This is a genomic window from Fluviibacterium sp. S390, assembly GCF_049800695.1.
Taxonomy (GTDB): Bacteria; Pseudomonadota; Alphaproteobacteria; order Rhodobacterales; family Rhodobacteraceae; genus Meridianimarinicoccus.
Window position 1 is genome coordinate 82,985 of the sequence record NZ_JBNAFN010000008.1, and the last position, 17,234, is coordinate 100,218.

At 67.4% G+C, this 17,234-nt stretch carries 16 protein-coding genes; 6 read left to right on the forward strand and 10 right to left on the reverse strand.

Annotated elements, in window-relative coordinates:
- Positions 1-3 precede the first annotated feature (3 nt).
- Positions 4-1,449, reverse strand: coding sequence for a pyruvate kinase (gene pyk / locus ACP15K_RS08690; protein ID WP_193139943.1), 1,446 nt, complete (start codon positions 1,447-1,449; stop codon positions 4-6).
- 196 nt (positions 1,450-1,645) lie between these two features.
- On the opposite strand from pyk, the gene ACP15K_RS08695 reads away from it, so the two are divergent.
- Positions 1,646-1,945: a DUF1244 domain-containing protein gene (locus ACP15K_RS08695; protein ID WP_193139945.1), complete on the forward strand. Its 300-nt coding sequence runs from the start codon at positions 1,646-1,648 to the stop codon at positions 1,943-1,945.
- 112 nt (positions 1,946-2,057) lie between these two features.
- Here ACP15K_RS08695 and cobJ read toward each other — a convergent pair whose 3' ends face one another.
- The 6 genes from cobJ to ACP15K_RS08725 all read right to left on the reverse strand — a co-directional run bounded on the left by cobJ (position 2,058) and on the right by ACP15K_RS08725 (position 7,796).
- Positions 2,058-3,866: a precorrin-3B C(17)-methyltransferase gene (cobJ, locus tag ACP15K_RS08700; RefSeq protein WP_193139947.1), complete on the reverse strand. Its 1,809-nt coding sequence runs from the start codon at positions 3,864-3,866 to the stop codon at positions 2,058-2,060.
- Entirely contained in the window at positions 3,857-4,564 is a 708-nt protein-coding gene (gene cobI / locus ACP15K_RS08705; protein WP_193139949.1) for a precorrin-2 C(20)-methyltransferase, read from the reverse strand. The genes cobJ and cobI overlap by 10 nt, the downstream gene beginning before the upstream one ends.
- Positions 4,561-5,763 (reverse strand): precorrin-6y C5,15-methyltransferase (decarboxylating) subunit CbiE, encoded by a 1,203-nt coding sequence (gene cbiE, locus ACP15K_RS08710; protein ID WP_193139950.1) that lies wholly within the window; start codon positions 5,761-5,763, stop codon positions 4,561-4,563. Before cbiE ends, cobI begins: the two co-directional genes overlap by 4 nt.
- On the reverse strand, positions 5,763-6,404 hold the full coding sequence (locus tag ACP15K_RS08715; RefSeq protein ID WP_424990299.1) for a precorrin-8X methylmutase: 642 nt from the start codon (positions 6,402-6,404) through the stop codon (positions 5,763-5,765). Before ACP15K_RS08715 ends, cbiE begins: the two co-directional genes overlap by 1 nt.
- Positions 6,405-6,476: 72 nt before the next feature.
- Positions 6,477-7,562, reverse strand: a complete 1,086-nt coding sequence (locus ACP15K_RS08720; protein WP_424990300.1) for a sirohydrochlorin chelatase — start codon at positions 7,560-7,562, stop codon at positions 6,477-6,479.
- A 3-nt stretch (positions 7,563-7,565) separates the two neighbouring features.
- Entirely contained in the window at positions 7,566-7,796 is a 231-nt protein-coding gene (locus tag ACP15K_RS08725) for a DUF6732 family protein (protein ID WP_193139956.1), read from the reverse strand.
- A 295-nt stretch (positions 7,797-8,091) separates the two neighbouring features.
- Here ACP15K_RS08725 and ACP15K_RS08730 point away from each other — a divergent pair, with 295 nt between their 5' ends.
- Entirely contained in the window at positions 8,092-9,081 is a 990-nt protein-coding gene (locus ACP15K_RS08730; protein WP_424990302.1) for a glutathione S-transferase family protein, read from the forward strand.
- Here ACP15K_RS08730 and ACP15K_RS08735 read toward each other — a convergent pair.
- Positions 9,063-9,425, reverse strand: coding sequence for a response regulator (locus tag ACP15K_RS08735; protein WP_193139960.1), 363 nt, complete (start codon positions 9,423-9,425; stop codon positions 9,063-9,065). The genes ACP15K_RS08730 and ACP15K_RS08735 overlap by 19 nt on opposite strands.
- A gap of 169 nt (positions 9,426-9,594) precedes the next feature.
- On the opposite strand from ACP15K_RS08735, the gene ACP15K_RS08740 reads away from it, so the two are divergent.
- Genes ACP15K_RS08740 through ACP15K_RS08755 form a run of 4 tightly spaced genes read left to right on the forward strand, consistent with a single transcriptional unit; the run spans position 9,595 to position 13,036 of the window.
- A complete protein-coding gene (locus ACP15K_RS08740; protein ID WP_193139963.1) occupies positions 9,595-9,963 on the forward strand; it encodes a DUF1636 family protein in 369 nt (122 codons plus the stop codon).
- Positions 9,960-10,904 carry a threonine-phosphate decarboxylase CobD gene (cobD, locus tag ACP15K_RS08745; RefSeq protein ID WP_424990303.1) on the forward strand — a complete coding sequence of 315 codons (945 nt, stop codon included), beginning with the start codon at positions 9,960-9,962 and terminating at the stop codon, positions 10,902-10,904. Before ACP15K_RS08740 ends, cobD begins: the two co-directional genes overlap by 4 nt.
- Positions 10,901-11,815 carry an adenosylcobinamide-phosphate synthase CbiB gene (cbiB, locus tag ACP15K_RS08750; protein ID WP_424990304.1) on the forward strand — a complete coding sequence of 305 codons (915 nt, stop codon included), beginning with the start codon at positions 10,901-10,903 and terminating at the stop codon, positions 11,813-11,815. Before cobD ends, cbiB begins: the two co-directional genes overlap by 4 nt.
- Positions 11,816-11,860: 45 nt before the next feature.
- The gene (locus ACP15K_RS08755) at positions 11,861-13,036 is read left to right on the forward strand and encodes a lytic murein transglycosylase (protein WP_424990305.1); all 1,176 of its coding nucleotides are present in this window, start codon (positions 11,861-11,863) and stop codon (positions 13,034-13,036) included.
- 42 nt (positions 13,037-13,078) lie between these two features.
- Here the strand turns inward: ACP15K_RS08755 and ACP15K_RS08760 are convergent, their stop codons facing one another.
- A complete protein-coding gene (locus ACP15K_RS08760; protein ID WP_424990306.1) occupies positions 13,079-13,483 on the reverse strand; it encodes a hypothetical protein in 405 nt (134 codons plus the stop codon).
- Positions 13,484-13,579: 96 nt separating this feature from the next.
- Positions 13,580-17,035: a chromosome segregation SMC family protein gene (locus ACP15K_RS08765; protein ID WP_424990307.1), complete on the reverse strand. Its 3,456-nt coding sequence runs from the start codon at positions 17,033-17,035 to the stop codon at positions 13,580-13,582.
- Positions 17,036-17,234 lie beyond the last annotated feature (199 nt).

The following is a 17,234-nucleotide window of genomic DNA, read 5'->3' on the forward strand; positions in this document are numbered from 1 at the left end:
GGATCAGCCCGGTTCGTTGTCGAAGATCAAACGCTCTTCACAGGGGGCCACGCGCAGGATGTTGGTGGTGCCCGGCTGATTGAATGGCACACCTGCGGTGACCACGATCTGGTCATCGTGGGTGGCCAGATCCATCTCGCGCACGGTGCGGGCGGCGCTGACAACGGCCATCTTGAAGCGATCGACCTCGCCGGTGACAGCGCAGTTCACGCCCCAGTGCAGGCACAGGCGACGCGCGGTCTTGCGGAACGGTGTCAGCCCAACGATGGGCACCCGCGGCCGCTCCCGCGACACCAGTGCCGTGGTGGTGCCCGAATGGGTGAACGAGCAGATCGCCTTGACGCCCGAGGTTTCGGCCAGTTCCCGCGCCGCATGCACGATGCCGTCGGCAACGCTGTGCCGGGTAAAGATGCGGCTGGCTTCCATCACTTCGCGATAGTTTGGATCGCTTTCCACTTCGATGGCGACATTGTTCATGGTCTGAACCGCCTCGACCGGGAAATTGCCCGCAGCGGATTCGGCCGACAGCATGACCGCATCCGCGCCTTCATAGATGGCGGTGGCAACATCGGACACCTCGGCCCGCGTCGGCATCGGGCTTTCGATCATCGATTCCAGCATCTGGGTCGCGACGATCACCGGCTTGGCGACCGAACGGCATTTGCGGATCAGACGCTTCTGGATCGGCGGCACGGCCTGAACCGGCAGTTCGACCCCCAGATCCCCGCGCGCCACCATGATGCCGTCGGAAGCTTCGAGGATCTCGTCGAAGGATTCGACCGCCGCGGGCTTTTCGATTTTGGACAGGATCGCGGCGCGACCCTTGGTCAGCATCCGCGCCTCGGTCACATCCTCGGGGCGCTGGACAAAGGACAGGGCCAGCCAGTCGACCCCCAACTCGCAGACGAATTCCAGATCGCGGCGGTCCTTTTCCGACAGGGCCGCCAACGGCAGCACCACGTCGGGCACGTTCACGCCCTTGCGGTTGGAAATCTCGCCGCCCGCAATGATCTTGCAATCGGCAAAATCCGCACCGCAGGACTCGACCACGGCCCGGATCTTGCCATCGTTGACCAATAGCGTCTTGCCCGGCTTCAGCGCAGCAAAGATTTCGGGGTGCGGCAGGGTCACGCGGTTGGCGTCGCCCTTCTTGTCTTCCAGGTCGAAGCGGAAGCTCTGCCCGACTTCCAGCATTTCCTTGTCATTGGCGAACACTCCGCAGCGGAGTTTCGGCCCCTGCAGGTCGGCAAGGATCGCGATGGGACGACCATAGTCCTGCTCGACCTTCCGGATGATCGCGTGACGTTCTGCGATTTCCGAGTGTTCCCCATGGCTCATGTTCAGGCGGAACACATCGGCTCCGGCCTCGAACAGGGCACTGATCATCTCGTAGTCATTCGAGGCCGGACCAAGGGTGGCCACGATTTTAACATTTCGGCTGCGCCGCATCCGGTCTCTCCCAGACTGTTAGCGTTATCAAACTGGCGCCTGCATGCCCCATTTCCGTTCGGGAAACAACGCAGGAGTCGCGATCTGCCCGCATTTGCCGCGCAAACAGTCGCGGCCGGGTCACAGGCGGCAAGCTTTCGCCTGTCAACCACGCGTCCCTGTGCCTATATCTCAATCACCCACAGGAGGACAGCAGATGGATGACCAGACCCGTATCGAACTTGAAGCCGCAGCCTTTCGCAGGTTGCGCGACCATCTGGCGACGCGCACGGACGTGCAGAACATCGACATGATGAATCTTGCGGGATTCTGCCGCAACTGCCTGAGCCGCTGGTATCAGGACGCGGCCAGCGAGCGCGGCATCGAGATGGACAAGGAAGCGGCGCGAACGGCCTTCTACGGCATGCCCTATGCCGAATGGAAAGAGAAATTCCAGACCGAAGCCAGCCCCGAGCAGCAGGCCGCCTTCGAGATCAGCCACAAGGCGCACGGCTGAGATTTCATGCCTGCGGCGCGAGTATTTGGGCCAAGAAGAAGAGCCTGGTTCATTTCTTCTTGGCCACAATACTCCGGGGGAGTCGCCCGCAGGGCGGCGGGGGCAGCGCCCCCTACCCCGCGCGCAAATCGCCGTCGATCCGCCGCGCATAGCCGCGCGGGGTGAACATGCGGGCACCGGTTCCAAGCTGGGCCAGCCGCGATTGCGACGATCCCACCAGAACAACCGTCAGCATATCCACCTCATCCACATCCAGTTCGGACAGCTTGCGATAGCGCAGGGTTTCCTCTGGCCGTCCCAGCGAACTGGCCAGCAGGACCGGCGTATCGGCGGGACGATGCTGCAACAGGATCTCGCGCGCCTCGGCCAGCAGCGTCCGGCGGCGTTTCGACACCGGGTTGTAGAAGGCGATGACGAAATCACCCTCGGCGGCCGCTTTCAGCCGGGTTACGATGTCGTCGCGCGGGGTCAGCAGGTCTGACAGCGAGATCGCGCAGAAATCATGGCCCAGCGGCGCACCGGCCCGTGCGGCGGCGGCCTGCAGGGCCGAGACACCGGGGGCCGAGACGACCTCGACCCGGCGCGCGGCATCGCTGACGCCGCCGGCGTCGGGACCGCGATCCAGAAGCTCGAACACCAGCGCGCCCATGGCGTAGATCCCGGCATCGCCTGAGCAGATCAGGGCCACGTTGCGGCCCTTGGCGGCTTCTTCCAGCGCATAACGACAGCGGGCCTCTTCGCCGCCAAGGGGGAAATCGCTGCGCGGCTTGCCATGGGCGATCGGTCCCAGCAGGTCGATGTACAGGCCATAGCCCACCAGTTCCTCGGCCTCGGCCACAAGGCGGCTGGCTTCCGGCGTGCGCCAGTCGGCCTGCCCCGGACCGATGCCCACCAGCGCCACCTTGCCGCGGGCCCGGCCCGGCAGATCGGTCAGCACCTCGGGCGCGCGGACCAATGCACAGGTGGTGTTGGCGGTTTTCATCTTGGCGCGCCGCAATTCCGCGTCCGGGCCCGCACAGGCCAGCGCCGCGCCTTCGCTGACGCCGTGACAACCGACCTCGGCAAAAACCACCTCCGACGGGGTAACCAGACGCGGGGTCTGTGCTTCCAGTTCGGCGGCGGTGAACAGCCGGAAGGGCACACCAAGCCGCGCGGCCAGATCCAGCATTGCCGGCTCATCCGCTTTCAGGTCAAGGCTGGCGACGGCGGCGATGGCGCCGGGGGCGACCCCGGCCTGTTTCAGCATGTTCTGCACGAGGCGCCAAAGCTCGGCGGGATCGGCGCCGCGCGCGCAACCGACGCCCAGCACGTGGCGTTGCGGATGATAGACCAGCCGGTCGGGACCGGGGGTGGTGGGGGCTTCGGTCACGGCGATCTCGACCGTGCCTTGCGGGGCATCGGACAGATCGAACAGATGCTCTCCAGTCAGGCGGGCACCGCCACCGGCCAGAAGGCTGGCCATGGCCGGCTTGGCATCCTCGGGGTTGGCCAGCCGGTAGCCCGGCGGCGGGCAATCCAGTGCCACGCCCATGGCCACGTCGCCAGCGGTGGTCACAGCCGCTACGCCGCCCAGCAGGTCGGACAGGTCGCGCGCAAGGCGGTTGGCCCCATGATGCCCCCCCAGCAGGGGCACCACGACCGCGCCATTGTCGGACACGCTCAGCACCGGCGGTTCACGGCGCTTGTCGACCAGCAGCGGCGCCACGGCCCGGATCAGGATGCCCGAGGCGCAGACCCCGATCACCGGAGTTCCGGCGGCAAACAGGGTGCGCACGTGGTCGAGCGCATTGTCAAAGGTCACATCCGGGGCATCGACGCGTCCGGCGCGGCCATGCAGGGGCACGCCCAGATGATCGGCGATGCGGCGCGCCACGGATTCGCCAGAGCGGTTGATGCAGAGAACGGCGGGGGTTACAGCCACGGGTCGGCGCCTTTCGTCACGAGGATCATCGAGAAATAGGGGGCGGGGTCGGGCGCCTCGGCCAGCGGCAGGCGGCGCTCGATCGGCAGGGTGGCGCGTTCGACATAGACGGCGCGGCCCAGCAAGCCCTCGTCCGCCAGCAGTGCACGCAGGCGCGACAGGTGACGGCCCACCTTCATCAGCACCAGCGTATCGGCGTCGCGGATGCGGGCGCGCAGCTCGGCATCGGGCAGCGGGCCGGGCAGCACCGTCAGGGTCTCGTTGCGGGCCGCCAGCGGCAGACCGGCGCGGGCGGCGCAGGCGGTGACCGAGGTGACGCCGGGCACGACCTCTACCGCGAAACGCGGCGCGAGGCGGGCGTGCAGATACATGAAGGAGCCATAGAAAAACGGATCGCCCTCGCAGAGAACCACCACATCATCACCAGCCTGAAGCGCTTCGCCGATCCGGGCCGCCCCAGCATCATAGGCTGCCTGCGCGGGGGCGCGGGCCGGGGTCATGGGCACTTCCATGACGATCTCGCGCGCGGTGGCGGGGATCAGGTCGGCGGCGATGGCGCGGGCGAAACTGTCACCGCCCGCCAGGGCCGGATAGGCCACCACGCGCGCGCCTTCAATCAGACGCGCGGCGCGGCGGGTGATCAGGTCGGGATCGCCGGGGCCCAGCCCGACGCCATAGAGCGTGCCGGGTGCGGTCATCGTTTCAGCAGGCTCCACTGGGTGACCGGCATGAAGCTGTCCCAGCCGGTCAGGCGGCCCACCGGGCGGGCGCGGGCCACGGACAGGCGGGTCAGCTCGCCGCCGAAACGGGCGTGCAGGCGGATCAGCAGCACTTCGCTTTCCAGCGTGACGGCATTGGCCACCAGCCGGCCCAGCGGCTTCAGCGCCATCAGGGCCACCTCGGCGGTGTCCTCGGACAGGCCGCCGCCGATAAACACAGCGTCCGGGACCGGCAATTCGGCCAGCCCGTCGGGGGCGGCGGCGTCGATCAGGTCCAGCTTCGGCACCCCCAGCGCCAGCGCGTTGGCGGCGGCCATGGCGCGGCGGTCGGGGTTCGGGTCCAGCCCGATGGCGCGGGCATCGCGGGCCGCGCGCATCCATTCGATGGCGACCGAGCCGCAACCACAGCCGATGTCCCACAGCAGCGCCCCCCGTTTGGGCATCAGCTTGGCCAGCGTCAGGGCACGCACCTCGCGCTTGGTCATCTTGCCGTCATGGTCGAAGACATCATCGGGCAGACCCGGCGTGCGGGCCAGCATCTGGGCATTTTCATCGGCGATGCACTCGATGGCCAGCGTGTGGAAATCGGGCACGCGCTGGGTCCAGCCCGACGCCAGCCCCTCGACCCGCTGCTCGTTGTCGCCGCCCATGTGCGCCAGCACTGTCAGCACCGAAGCGCCATAGCCGCGTTCGCTGAGCAGGCGGGCAATGCGGGCGGGGGTCTGGCCATCGGCGGTGAGCACCAGCAGGCGCTGGCCGGGACCGACGAAGGGCAGGATCTGTTCGGGCGGGCGACCATGGGCGGTGAGGGTTTCCACATCCGCCAGCGACCAGCCAAGCCGGGCACAGGCCAGCTGGAAGGCCGACAACTGCGGATGGTAGCGAATCTCGGCCGGGTCGATGTCGCGCCCGATGCGCGCGCCCACCGAGAACCACAGCGGATCGCCAGTGGCCAGCACCGCGACCTTCTTGCCGCGCAGGGCGGTCAGATCGTCGATCAGCGCCGAGAACGGGCTGGGCCAGGAATGGCGTTGGGCGCTCAGACCCGGGGTAAGCGCATGCAGGCGGTCGCTGGCAAAGACATGTTCCGCAGATTGCAGGCGGTCCTTCGCGCCGGGCAGCAGGCTGGCCATGCCGTCATCGCCGATGCCGATGATATCGAGCCATTTTCCGACCATCACCCGCCCTCCAGTTCCGGCAGACCGGCGGCCACCGCGTTGACGGCGGCGGATGCCAGCGCCGAGCCGCCGCGACGCCCCCTCAGGGCAATGAAGGGGACGCCGCGCGAGTTCGCCGCCAGTTCGGCCTTGGATTCCGCGGCCCCGACGAAACCCACCGGAAAGCCGAGGATCAGGGCAGGCTTGGGGCCGCCCCGGTCGATCATCTCCAGCAGGTGGAACAGGGCTGTGGGAGCATTGCCGATGGCCACCACAGCACCTTCAAGCCGGTCGCGCCACAGCTCCACCGCCGCCGCCGAGCGGGTGGTGCCCAGGTCTTGCGCCATCTGCGGCACGCGCGGGTCGTTGAGGGTGACGAGGATCTCGGCAAGAGGCGGCAGGTAGCGGCGGATGATGCCGGCCCCGGCCATTTCGCAATCGCAGATCACCGGTGCCCCTGCGGCAAGGGCGGCGCGCCCGGCGGTTACCGCGTCGGGCGAGAAGGCCAGACGATCAGCGATCTCGATCATGCCACAGGCATGGATCAGGCGCACGGCCACCGATTCCATCTCGGCCGGAAAGCGGTCCAGCCGCGCCTCGGCCCGCACGGTGGCGAAACTTTGGGCGTAGATGGCCTTGGGGTCTTTTTCGTAGGGGCGCATGCGGATCCGAAGGGTTGCGCCAATGGCAGCCGGGGGGCCGCCTTCGGCGAGAGTATTTGGGCCAAGAAGAAATCAGGCGCGGGTCTTGCGGGCGCTTTCCGGCCCCAGCGGGTGGTCGGCGTGGGGATAGGGGGCGTGATGGTGGTGGTGATGGTCATGACCGTGAGCGTGGTCGTGGTCGTGATGATGGTGGTGGGGGTCCGCGTCGAGGCGGCATTCGCCGGTGCAGAAGCTGTCGCACAGCGCGCAATCGGCCACGTTGGAGCCGGGGGCGGAGGCGCCCTGCCCTTCCACGTGGTGGTGGTGGCTTTCCTGCACCGCGCCGACCTCGCCCTCGAATCCCAGCACCTGGGTGCGGTACTTGCACATGGCGCAGTTTTCCGGGGGCTGTTCGCCCACCTGTTCGGTGATGCGTTCGGCGAAGGTTTCCAGAACTTTCGGATGATCGCCCAGGTAGCCGGCCTTGACGAAGGTGATCTCGGGGTGCGCGGCGGCGGTCTGGTCGGTGAAGCCGTAGATGCGGTCGATCAGAATGCCGGAGAACAGGAAATACGGAAAGACAATGACGCGCTTGTAGCCCAGCCGGGCCACATGGGTCAGGCAGGGTTCCACCAGCGGGAAGGTGACGCCGGAATAGCCCACCTCGCACCAACCGAAGCCCAGACCCTCCCAGAGCATCCGGGCGACCTTGGCCACATTGCCGTTGGCATCCGGGTCCGAGGCACCACGCCCGATGACCACGAGGCAGGTGTCATGGCGTGCGACGGGGCCGTGATCGGCGTTGGCCTGCGCTTCGGCCGCTTCGATACGGGCGGCGGCGGCGGCGATCATCTTGGGGTCGACGCCCAGCTCGCGGCCATAGGAAACCTCGATCCCATGGGTCGCGGCATAGGTGTTCAGCACCGTGGGAATGTCGTTCTTGGAATGCATCGCCGCGAACAGCATGCCCGGCACCGCGAGGATACGGTCGCAACCGGCCTCGCGCAGCCGATCCAGCCCGTCGCGGATCACCGGGTTGGCGAATTCGAGGTAGCCGTAGTCGGTCAGCCAGTCCTTGGGCAGATAGTCGGGAAGCTGTTGCGCCAGCGTGGCAAATTCATCCACTGCCGACTGGCTGCGCGAGCCGTGCCCGCAGATCATCACGCCTGTCTTGGTCATGGCTCAGGCCTCCTGCGGGTCAGCGGCGGGGTTGTCATCGGCGTCGCCCTGGGAGGGCTGATCCTTGCGGCGGCCTTTCAGGGCGGCCCATGCACCAAGGGCGATGGCAGCCCCGATGGCCGCACCCGCAACCCAATGATCGTGGCCGGCGAGGTCCGCCAGATGGCCGGGATGGGCCTGGGCCATCGAGGCCGCGGCCAACAGGGAAAGGCAGGACAGAAGGACAGTGCGCATGGCGTCGGCTCCGGTTCAATGCGGGCCTGACATGTCCGGCGTGCGGCACATGCATGACGATGCGAGTTCAGGCCCCCTGATTGGGTCGACCGTCCTTCGCCAACCTCTCTGGCCCGGTGGCGTCGTCTGGGGGCGGTATAGGTGGCTGCCCGCAGCCGCGCAATCGCTTTCGCGGCGAGCTGGCGCGCGCGAGCGACGCAGGCAGATGTGCGCCCACGCAGGGAGGCTGCGCCTGCACTGGGGGAGACAGGCGCCCCCGATATCCTATCTATGGATCAGCAAATGGAGATAAGTCATGGGACAACTCGTGGACGGTGTCTGGGAAGACACCTGGTATGACACCAAGAAAACCGGCGGGGCGTTCAAGCGCAGCACCGCGGCCTTCCGCAACTGGATCACCCCGGACGGCAGCGCCGGCCCCTCGGGCGAGGGCGGCTTTCCGGCGCAGAGTGGCCGCTATCACCTGTATGTGTCCTACGCCTGCCCCTGGGCCCACCGCACCCTGATCTTCCGGGCTGTGAAGGACCTGACCGATCACATCGGTGTTTCGGTGGTTCATCCCGACATGCTGGGCGATGGCTGGACGTTTTCCACCGATTTTCCCGGTGCCACCGGCGACAGCCTTGGCGGGCGCGACTTCCTGCGCGACGTCTATACCCATGTCGATCCGAAGATCAGTGGCCGGGTCACCGTGCCGGTTCTGTACGATACCCAGCGCGACACCATCGTGTCGAACGAAAGCGCCGAAATCATTCGCATGTTCAACAGCGCCTTCGACGGGCTGACCGGCAACACCCAGGACTACTGGCCCGACGAACTGCGCGAGGATATCGAAGCGGTCAACACCCGCATCTACAGCACCCTGAACAACGGCGTTTACAAGTCCGGCTTTGCCACCTCGCAGGAGGCCTATGACGCCGCCGTGCATCCGGCGTTCGACACGCTGGACTGGCTGGAGGATCACCTGTCGTCAAACCGTTACCTGATGGGCGACCGGATCACCGAGGCCGACTGGCGCCTGTTCCCGACCCTGGTGCGCTTTGACCCGGTCTATCACCTGCACTTCAAGTGCAACCGCAAGCGGCTCATCGACTATCCAAACCTCTGGGCCTATACGCGGGAGTTGTACCAGTGGCCGGGTGTGGCCGAGACGGTCCGGCCCGATCACTTCGTGCGCCATTACCATTACAGCCACGACACCATCAATCCGAACCGCATCCTGCCGATCAACCCGGAGATCGACTGGACCGAACCGCATGGGCGGGATCAGTCGCGCGCGGCGTAGTGCTCGACCATCGCCGCCAGATCATCTGGCGGCGTGCTGACCGGCATGAAGGCGCAGGCATTGGCCACGTGGTTGAAGATCGACCCGTCCGAGAAGAAGTTCGCGGCCGTGACAAACAGCACCTTGACCTTGGGAAACCGGTACGAGGTGTAATCGGCAACGGCGATGGCGCTGCCCTCGTCCAGCATGACGTTCAGCAGGATGATGGAGACAGGCGTGCGCTGTAGCACATTGATGGCCTGCTCCTGGCTGTGCGCAACCATCACCCGGCGGCCGCATCTTTCGATATGGCGGCTCCAGACCCCGGCAAGATGCGGGTTGCTTTCGACAATCAGTACGGTCATTCAGGCGTCCAGCGCAGGAAAAAGGACCAAAAGCGGTTTCCGCTTTGCAGCGATCTTTCCGACATGGCGCCCAAATTATTAACACTTGGTTAAGGATGATGGCCTGCCCGTTAAGGAAAGATAACATTTTATTTATCTGACCTGCCCGCGGCCCGCCGGAAGGACGCTTATGACCACCTGGATCACGGTGTGTGACACCTGCAAGACCGACACCTGGCAGGAGGGGGATCCGGTCACAGACGGCGAACGGCTGGCCGATCTGGTCGAGGCCGCCGCCGCCGACCAGCCCGAGGTTGCGGTGCGCCGTCACAGTTGCCTGATGGGGTGCAGCCGCGCCTGCAACGTGACGATCCAGGCCGAGGGCAAGCTGAACTACACGCTGGGCGCTTTCGTGCCCGAAGCGGGCACTGCCCGCGCCCTGGTGACCTATGCGACCCTGCACGCCCAAAGCGACACCGGCCAGGTGCCCTATCGTTCCTGGCCCGCCGAGGTGAAGGGGCACTTCACCACCCGCCACCCGCCCCTGCCACAGACATGACCCAAACAAGCGGGCGCGATCACGGTGGCGGCGTCGATGCCGCCGCCAACCGGTATGGCGGGCAGCGGCGCGACTGGCTGGATCTGTCCACGGGCATCAATCCTTGCCCCTACCCGGTAACCCGGATCCCGCCCGAGGCCTGGACCGCCCTGCCCGACACATCCGCGCAAGAGGCATTGGTAAATGCCGCCCGGCGCTTCTGGTCGGTGCCCGCGCGCGCGGCGGCCCTGGCCGCGCCCGGCGCCTCGGCCCTGATCGCACGCATTCCACAACTTGCCCCTGCGGCCCGCGTGCATATCCCCACCCCCACCTACAACGAACATGCCGCTGCCTTCGTGCAGGACGGATGGGAGTTGTCCGAAACCGACCCGGCAGCGCGGGTTCTGGTGCACCCCAACAACCCCGATGGCCGCATTTGGCTCCCTGCTGATCTGGACGGTGCCGCCCTGCGCATCATCGACGAAAGCTTCTGCGATATCGCGCCCGATCGCAGCCTGATCGCAGAAACCTCCCGCCCTGATACTCTTGTGCTGAAAAGTTTCGGCAAGTTCTGGGGGTTGGCCGGGCTGCGGCTGGGCTTTGCCATCGGCGATCCGGCGCTGGTGGATCGACTGGCGCGGATGCTGGGGCCCTGGCCGGTGTCCGGTCCGGCCATGCACATCGGGCGGCAGGCGCTGGAGGATTCCGCCTGGGCCACGGCCACGCGCACCCGGCTGGAAGAAGAATCCGCACGTCTGGACCGGCTGATGCACAACCACGGCGCCATCGTGGGCGGCACGCCGTTGTTCCGGCTCTACCAGGTTGCAGACGCCGCCCGCTTTCAGGACCGGCTGGCGCGCCACCGGATCTGGACCCGCATCTTCCCCTATTCCCGCCGCTGGGTGCGGCTGGGCCTGCCCGGCACCAAGGCCGACTGGACCCGGCTGGAGTCCGCCCTGTGAGCCAAGCGCTGACGCTGACCCTGGCCCTGCTGCTGGATGCAGCACTGGGAGAGCCGCGCTGGCTGTGGGATCGCCTTCCGCATCCGGCGGTGTTGATGGGGCGGCTGATCGGCTGGGCCGACCGGCGCTTCAACACTGGCACACGAAAGCGGCTGAAAGGCAGCGTCCTGATGGCCGCCCTGGCGGTAGGCGCCCTCGCATTGGGCACCATGCTGGCTGCCCTGCCTGGTGGCCCGGTGATCGAGATTCTGCTGGCCGCCATCCTGCTGGCCCAACGCAGCCTGGCTGATCACGTGGCGGATGTGGCGCTCGCCCTGCGGACCTCTGTGAAGGACGGACGCCGCGCCGTGGCCCGGATCGTGGGGCGCGACACCGCAACGCTGGACAGCCCCGGTATCAGCCGCGCCGCCATCGAAAGTGCGGCCGAGAACTTCAGCGACGGGGTCGTCGCCCCGGCCGTCTGGTTCCTGCTGGGTGGTCTGCCGGGGCTGCTGCTTTATAAGGTGACCAACACCGCCGACAGCATGATCGGCTATCGCACCCCCCGGCATGAGGACTTCGGCTGGGCCGCCGCCCGTTTCGACGATCTGCTGAACCTGATCCCCGCCCGGCTGACCGCCGCGTTCATCGCCCTGCGCAAACCGCGCCGGGGTCAGTGGCAGGCCATCCGGCGCGACGCCCGCCTGCACCGATCCCCAAACGCCGGCTGGCCCGAAGCCGCCATGGCCATTGCCCTGAACGTGGCCCTGTCGGGCCCGCGCAGCTATGACGGCACCCTGCGCCCCTTCCCCTGGGTCTGGCCCGAGGGCATCCGCACCCCCGGCCCGGTCCAGATCGACGCTGCGGTCCGCGTGCTGTGGCAGGTCTGGGCGCTGCTGCTGGCCACACTCGCGATCCTGTCACTGGTCTGAGCCGCCTGGTCTGCTAGGGTCGGGAAAACAGCCCGGAGCCCCCCCATGCGCCTCATCCCCGCCGCCCTCCTCGCCCTCGGATTTGCCCTGCCCGCGCAGGCCGCCACCCCCTGCGGCGGCAGCTTCTCGGGTTTTCTCGACGGCATCCGGCAAGAGGCCGCGCGCAAGGGGCTGGACCGCCGCGCCACCGAAGCCTTTCTGTCCGGCGCCCAGCAAAGTTCTGCAGTGCTGAAAGCCGACCGCGCGCAAGGCATCTTCCAGCTGCCCTTCACCGATTTCGCCCGGCGCGTCATCAGCCCCAACCGCATCCAGAACGGCGCGAAGAACACTGCACGCTACGATGCCCTGTTTGATCAGATCGAACGCAACCCGGGCGTCTCGCGCGGCATCCTGCTGGCCTTCTGGGCGCTGGAGACCGACTACGGCGCGGTGCAGGGCAATTTCAACACCCGCAACGCGCTGCTCACGCTTTCCCATGATTGCCGCCGCCCGCAACTGTTCCGACCGCAAGTCTTCGCCGCCATCGAGCTGACCGCGCGCGGCGATTTCAACCCGGCCACCACCACCGGCGCCTGGGCCGGTGAAATTGGCCAGGTGCAGATGCTGCCCGAAGACATCCTGACCAACGGCGTCGATGCGGATGGCGACGGGCATGTGCGGCTGAAAACCTCCAGCGCCGATGCACTGGCCTCCGGCGCCAAGATGCTGCGCGGCCTTGGCTGGCGCAAGAACGAGCCCTGGCTGCAGGAAGTCACGGTGCCCGCCAGCCTCGACTGGTCCGACAGCGGTCTGGGCAAGGGCCAGACGGTGCGCGACTGGTCCCGCGCCGGGGTCACGCCGCGCTGGGGCAAACTGCCCTCGGGCAACATGAAAGCCGACCTGCTGCTGCCCCAGGGCCGCAACGGCCCGGCTTTCCTTGCCTACCCGAACTTCCACGTGCTGTTCGAATGGAACAAGAGCTTCGTCTATGTCACCACCGCCGCCTATTTCGCGACACGGCTGGAAGGCGCCCCGGTGTTCAACGCCGGCAACCCCAGCCCCGCCCTGTCCGCCGGCCAGGTCAAACAACTGCAACAGAAGCTGACCCGGCGCGGCCATGACGTGGGCGGCATCGACGGTATTCTCGGCGCCAAGACCCGTGCCGCCGTGCAACAGGAACAACAGCGCCTCGGACTGCCCGCAGATGCCTGGCCGACACCGGATCTTCTGGCCCGGCTCTGAGTTTTTCTTGGCAGAAATACTCCCGCTGGAGGCGTCCCGCCCTTACCGCAGCGACAACAGCGACCGCACCGGGAAGCGGTCGCCAGAGGCGGCGATCAGCACCATCCGGTCGGCGCTGCGCACCAGTGTGTCGCAACGCGCCGCACCGCTGTCGAAGCGCACGCAGACCTGCCCGCGATCATAGACCTCCCAGGTGCCGCGACGCTCGTCGCGCCCGTCACCGGGCAGATAGGCATAGCGATGATCCGCGAAGAACCGCGCCTCGCCGCCATCCTGGAACCGCAGCCGCACACCGGTGATCTGGCTTTCCAGCCCATCCTCGGTGAAAAACACGTCGCTGGGTTTCTGTCCGGTGACCCCCTGCGATTGCACCATCACCGCCGCCGTGAATCCAAAGGTCATCGCCAGAACAAACAGCACCACGCGTCGAATATGAACCTTGCGCATATCGACCCCCTTTCCTTTGCGGAAAGTGACCCATTCACGCGCACGCTTCAAACAAAGAACGCAAACAAATATATGTAATTCAGTATGTTAACCCTGTCAGGCCACCAGGGCTTCGGCCTTCTTCAGGTCGACCGACACCAATTGGCTGACCCCTTGCTCGGCCATGGTCACCCCGAACAGCCGGTCCATCCGGCTCATGGTCACCGCGTGGTGGGTGATGATCAGAAAGCGGGTCTGGGTGCGCCGGGTCATCTCGTCCAGCATGTCGCAGAAGCGGGTGACATTGGCGTCGTCAAGCGGTGCGTCGACCTCGTCCAGCACGCAGATCGGCGCCGGGTTGGCCAGAAACACCGCAAAGATCAGGGCCAGCGCGGTCAGCGTCTGCTCGCCGCCCGACAGCAGCGACAGGGTGGCCAGCTTCTTGCCCGGCGGCTGGCACAGGATCTCCAGTCCCGCATCCAGCGGATCGTCGCTTTCCACCAGCGCCAGCTTGGCCTCGCCGCCGCCGAACAGATGGGTGAACAGCGTCGCGAACGAGGCGTTCACCTGTTCGAAGGCGGTCAGCAGACGCTCACGGCCTTCCCGGTTCAGCCCGGCGATACCGTTGCGCAGCTTGCCGATGGCAGTCTGAAGGTCGATGCGTTCGGCCAGCAGGGTGTCATGCTCTTGCTGCACGTCGCGGGCATCTTCCTCGGCGCGCAGGTTGACGGCACCAAGGGCGTCGCGGGACCGGCGCAGACGGGCGATGCTGGCCTCGATCTCTTCCGAGGGCGGCATCCGCTCGGGGTCGGCCTCAAGGGTGTCGAGCAGTTCCGCCGGGGACAGGTCGGCTTCTTCGCGGATGCGGGCGACGGCGGCTTCGGCGGCCTCGGTGGCCGCCTCGACGCGGGCTTCGGCACGGGCGCGGGTTTCGCGCGCCTCGCCGGCGGCGCGTTCTGTGCTGCGCTCCAGCTCGGCGGCCTCGCGCAAGGCGGTTTCTGCGGCGGCCAGTTGCGCCTGCGCGGTGGACTTGCGTGCGCTGGCCTTGGCGATGCCCTCGGCCAGATCCTCGGCGCGGGCTTCCAGTTCCTCGGGCGCGGCGCGGGCCACCTCAAGCGCGTCTTCGGTTTCTTCGATCCGCTGGGCGAATTCGGCGATCCGGGTTTCGGCATTGGCCAGCCGGGTTTGCCAGGTGGTCATCTCGCGCGAGATCGCGGCCAGCCGGTTCTTGCGGGCCACGGTGTCGCGGCGCAATTCGTCCAGCGCGGTGCGGCGCGACATCATGGTGATGCGCGCGGCCTCGACCGTGGTGCGCACGTCCTCGACACGGGCGCGGGCGGCGGAGAGGTCTTCCAGATCCCCGGCCTGACGCTCGGCATCGCGCAACTGGCGGCGGGCGGCTTCGGCGGCTTCCTCGTGCCGCGCCACGGCCAGCGACAGGCTGTCGACCTTGCCGCGCGCCAGGTTGCGGTCGGCCTCGGCACGGCTTTGGGCGCGGCTGGCCTCGGCCAAGCGGCTGTCAGCCGCGCGGCGGGCTTCGCGGGCGGCCTTGTCGGCAAGCGAGGCATCGGTCAGCGCCTGCGCCAGATCGGCGTGCAGATCGGCGGCGGTTTCGGCCTTGTCCTCGGCCGTCTCCAACGCTGCTTCCAACGCATCCAGACGGTTCTGCTGTTCCAATTGCAGCGCCGCGGCCGAGGGCGCATCTTCGGCCCGCGCGCAATAGCCGTCCCAGCGCCACAGATCGCCGTCCAGCGACACCAGCCGCTGCCCCGGCAGAAGCTTGGGCAGGATCGCGGGGGCGGCCTCGGCCGTCACCACGCCGATCTGGCCCATCCGGCGCTGCAAGACGCCCGGAACCGTCACATGCGCACCAAGCGCCGTGACCCCGGCGGGCAAATCCTGCGGCGCGGAATAACCCGGCAGATCGGCCCAGCCGCTGCTGCCCCCCTGCCCCAGGATCGGTGCTTTCAGATCGTCGCCAAGGGCTGCGCCAAAGGCCTTTTCATAGCCGGTCTCGACGCGCACCACGTCCAGCACCTGCGCGCCGGAGCCGGACTCGCGGGCCACCAGGCGGCGCAGCGCGGCGACCTCGGCCTGCAACGCCTTGGCCTCGCCCTCGGCCTCGCTGCGCGCGGCGCGGGCTTCGGCTTCGGTGGCTTGCAGGCGGGCGCGTTCGGCATCGGCATCGGACAGGGCCTCCTCGGCCTCCGACAGCGCTTCTTCGGCGGCATCCTGATCGGCGCGGGCCTTCACCTCGGCCAGCTCTCCAGCCTCGACGGCGGCGCGGGCCTCCTGCACGGCAGCGCGGGCCTTCTCGGTCTCGGCCTCGCTGCGCGACAGGGTGGTGCGGCTGTCGGCCAGCAGGCGATCCACGGCCTGATGCCGGGCCGCCAGTCGGGCGACATCCTCGGTCAGGGCGGTCAGGGCGGATTCGCGCTCAGCCAGAACATCGGCGGCTTCCTCGGCGGCTTCGCTTGCAGCTTCCATGGCGTCGTCATGACCGTCGCCGGCCTCGGCCAGTGCCTCGCGCTCCTCGGCCAGTCGCGCCAGCGTCTGGGTGGCATCGCCGTTCAACTCCGCCTCGCGCTCCCGGTCGCGGGTCAGTTGGGTCAGGCGGTTGTCCAGCGTCTGGATCTCATCCCGCACCCGGGATTCCTGCGCCTTCAGCGTGTCGCGCTCGACCTCAAGCCGCTGCAAGACGGCAGACGCGATGGCCGCTTCGTCGCGCAGGGGTGGCAGGGCTTCCTCGGCGGTCTCGCGGCGCTCCACCGCCTCGCGGCTGGCCGCCTCGGCGCGGGAGGCATCGACCATCTGCCCGCGCAGGGCGTCACGCGCCGCTTGCAGTGCCTGATCGGCCTCGCGCCAGCGCCGGTACAGAAGCAGCCCCTCGGCGGTGCGCAGTTCCAGTCCCAGCGCCCGATACCGCGCCGCCTGCCGGGCCTGCCGCGCCAGTTGCGCCAACTGACCGGCCAGTTGTTCGACCACATCCTCGATCCGTTCGAGGTTGGTCTCGGTGGCGCGCAGCTTCAGTTCAGCCTCATGCCGCCGCTGGTACAGGCCCGAGATCCCCGCCGCCTCTTCCAGGATCCGCCGCCGTGCCTTGGGCTTGGCATTGATCAGTTCCGAGATCTGCCCCTGCCGCACCAGCGAGGGCGAATGGGACCCGGTAGAGGCATCGGCGAACAGCATCTGCACATCCCGCGCCCGCACGTCCTTGGAATTGCATTTATAGGCCGAGCCCGCGTCGCGCGTGATGCGGCGGGCGATGTCGATCAAGTCGGTGTCATTGAAGGCGGCGGGCGCCAGCCGTTCGCCGTTGTCGATCGACAGGCTGACCTCGGCAAAGTTGCGGGCCGGTCGCGTGGCGGCCCCGGCGAAGATCACGTCCTCCATGCCGCCGCCGCGCATCGCCGAGGGCCGGGTTTCGCCCATGACCCAGCGCAGGGCTTCCAGCAGGTTCGACTTGCCACAGCCGTTCGGGCCGACAACGCCTGTCAACCCGGCGGCGATCACCAGATCGGTCGGGTCGACAAAGCTTTTGAAGCCGTTGAGTCGGAGCCGGGTAAACTGCACGAAGGTCCGCCTGAAGCCTGATTCTTGATTGCCCCCAATTGTTCGGTCTGTGCGGCCTTCTGTCAACGCTCAACCCACGATCTGGTTTCCCATTCGCGCAAAACACCCACATATTGTTGACAGCACAGTGAAAAACCCGCCCCTCTCCGACGCAACCGCACGTGCTGGTGTCGCTAACGGACTTGACCCGCATCCCGCC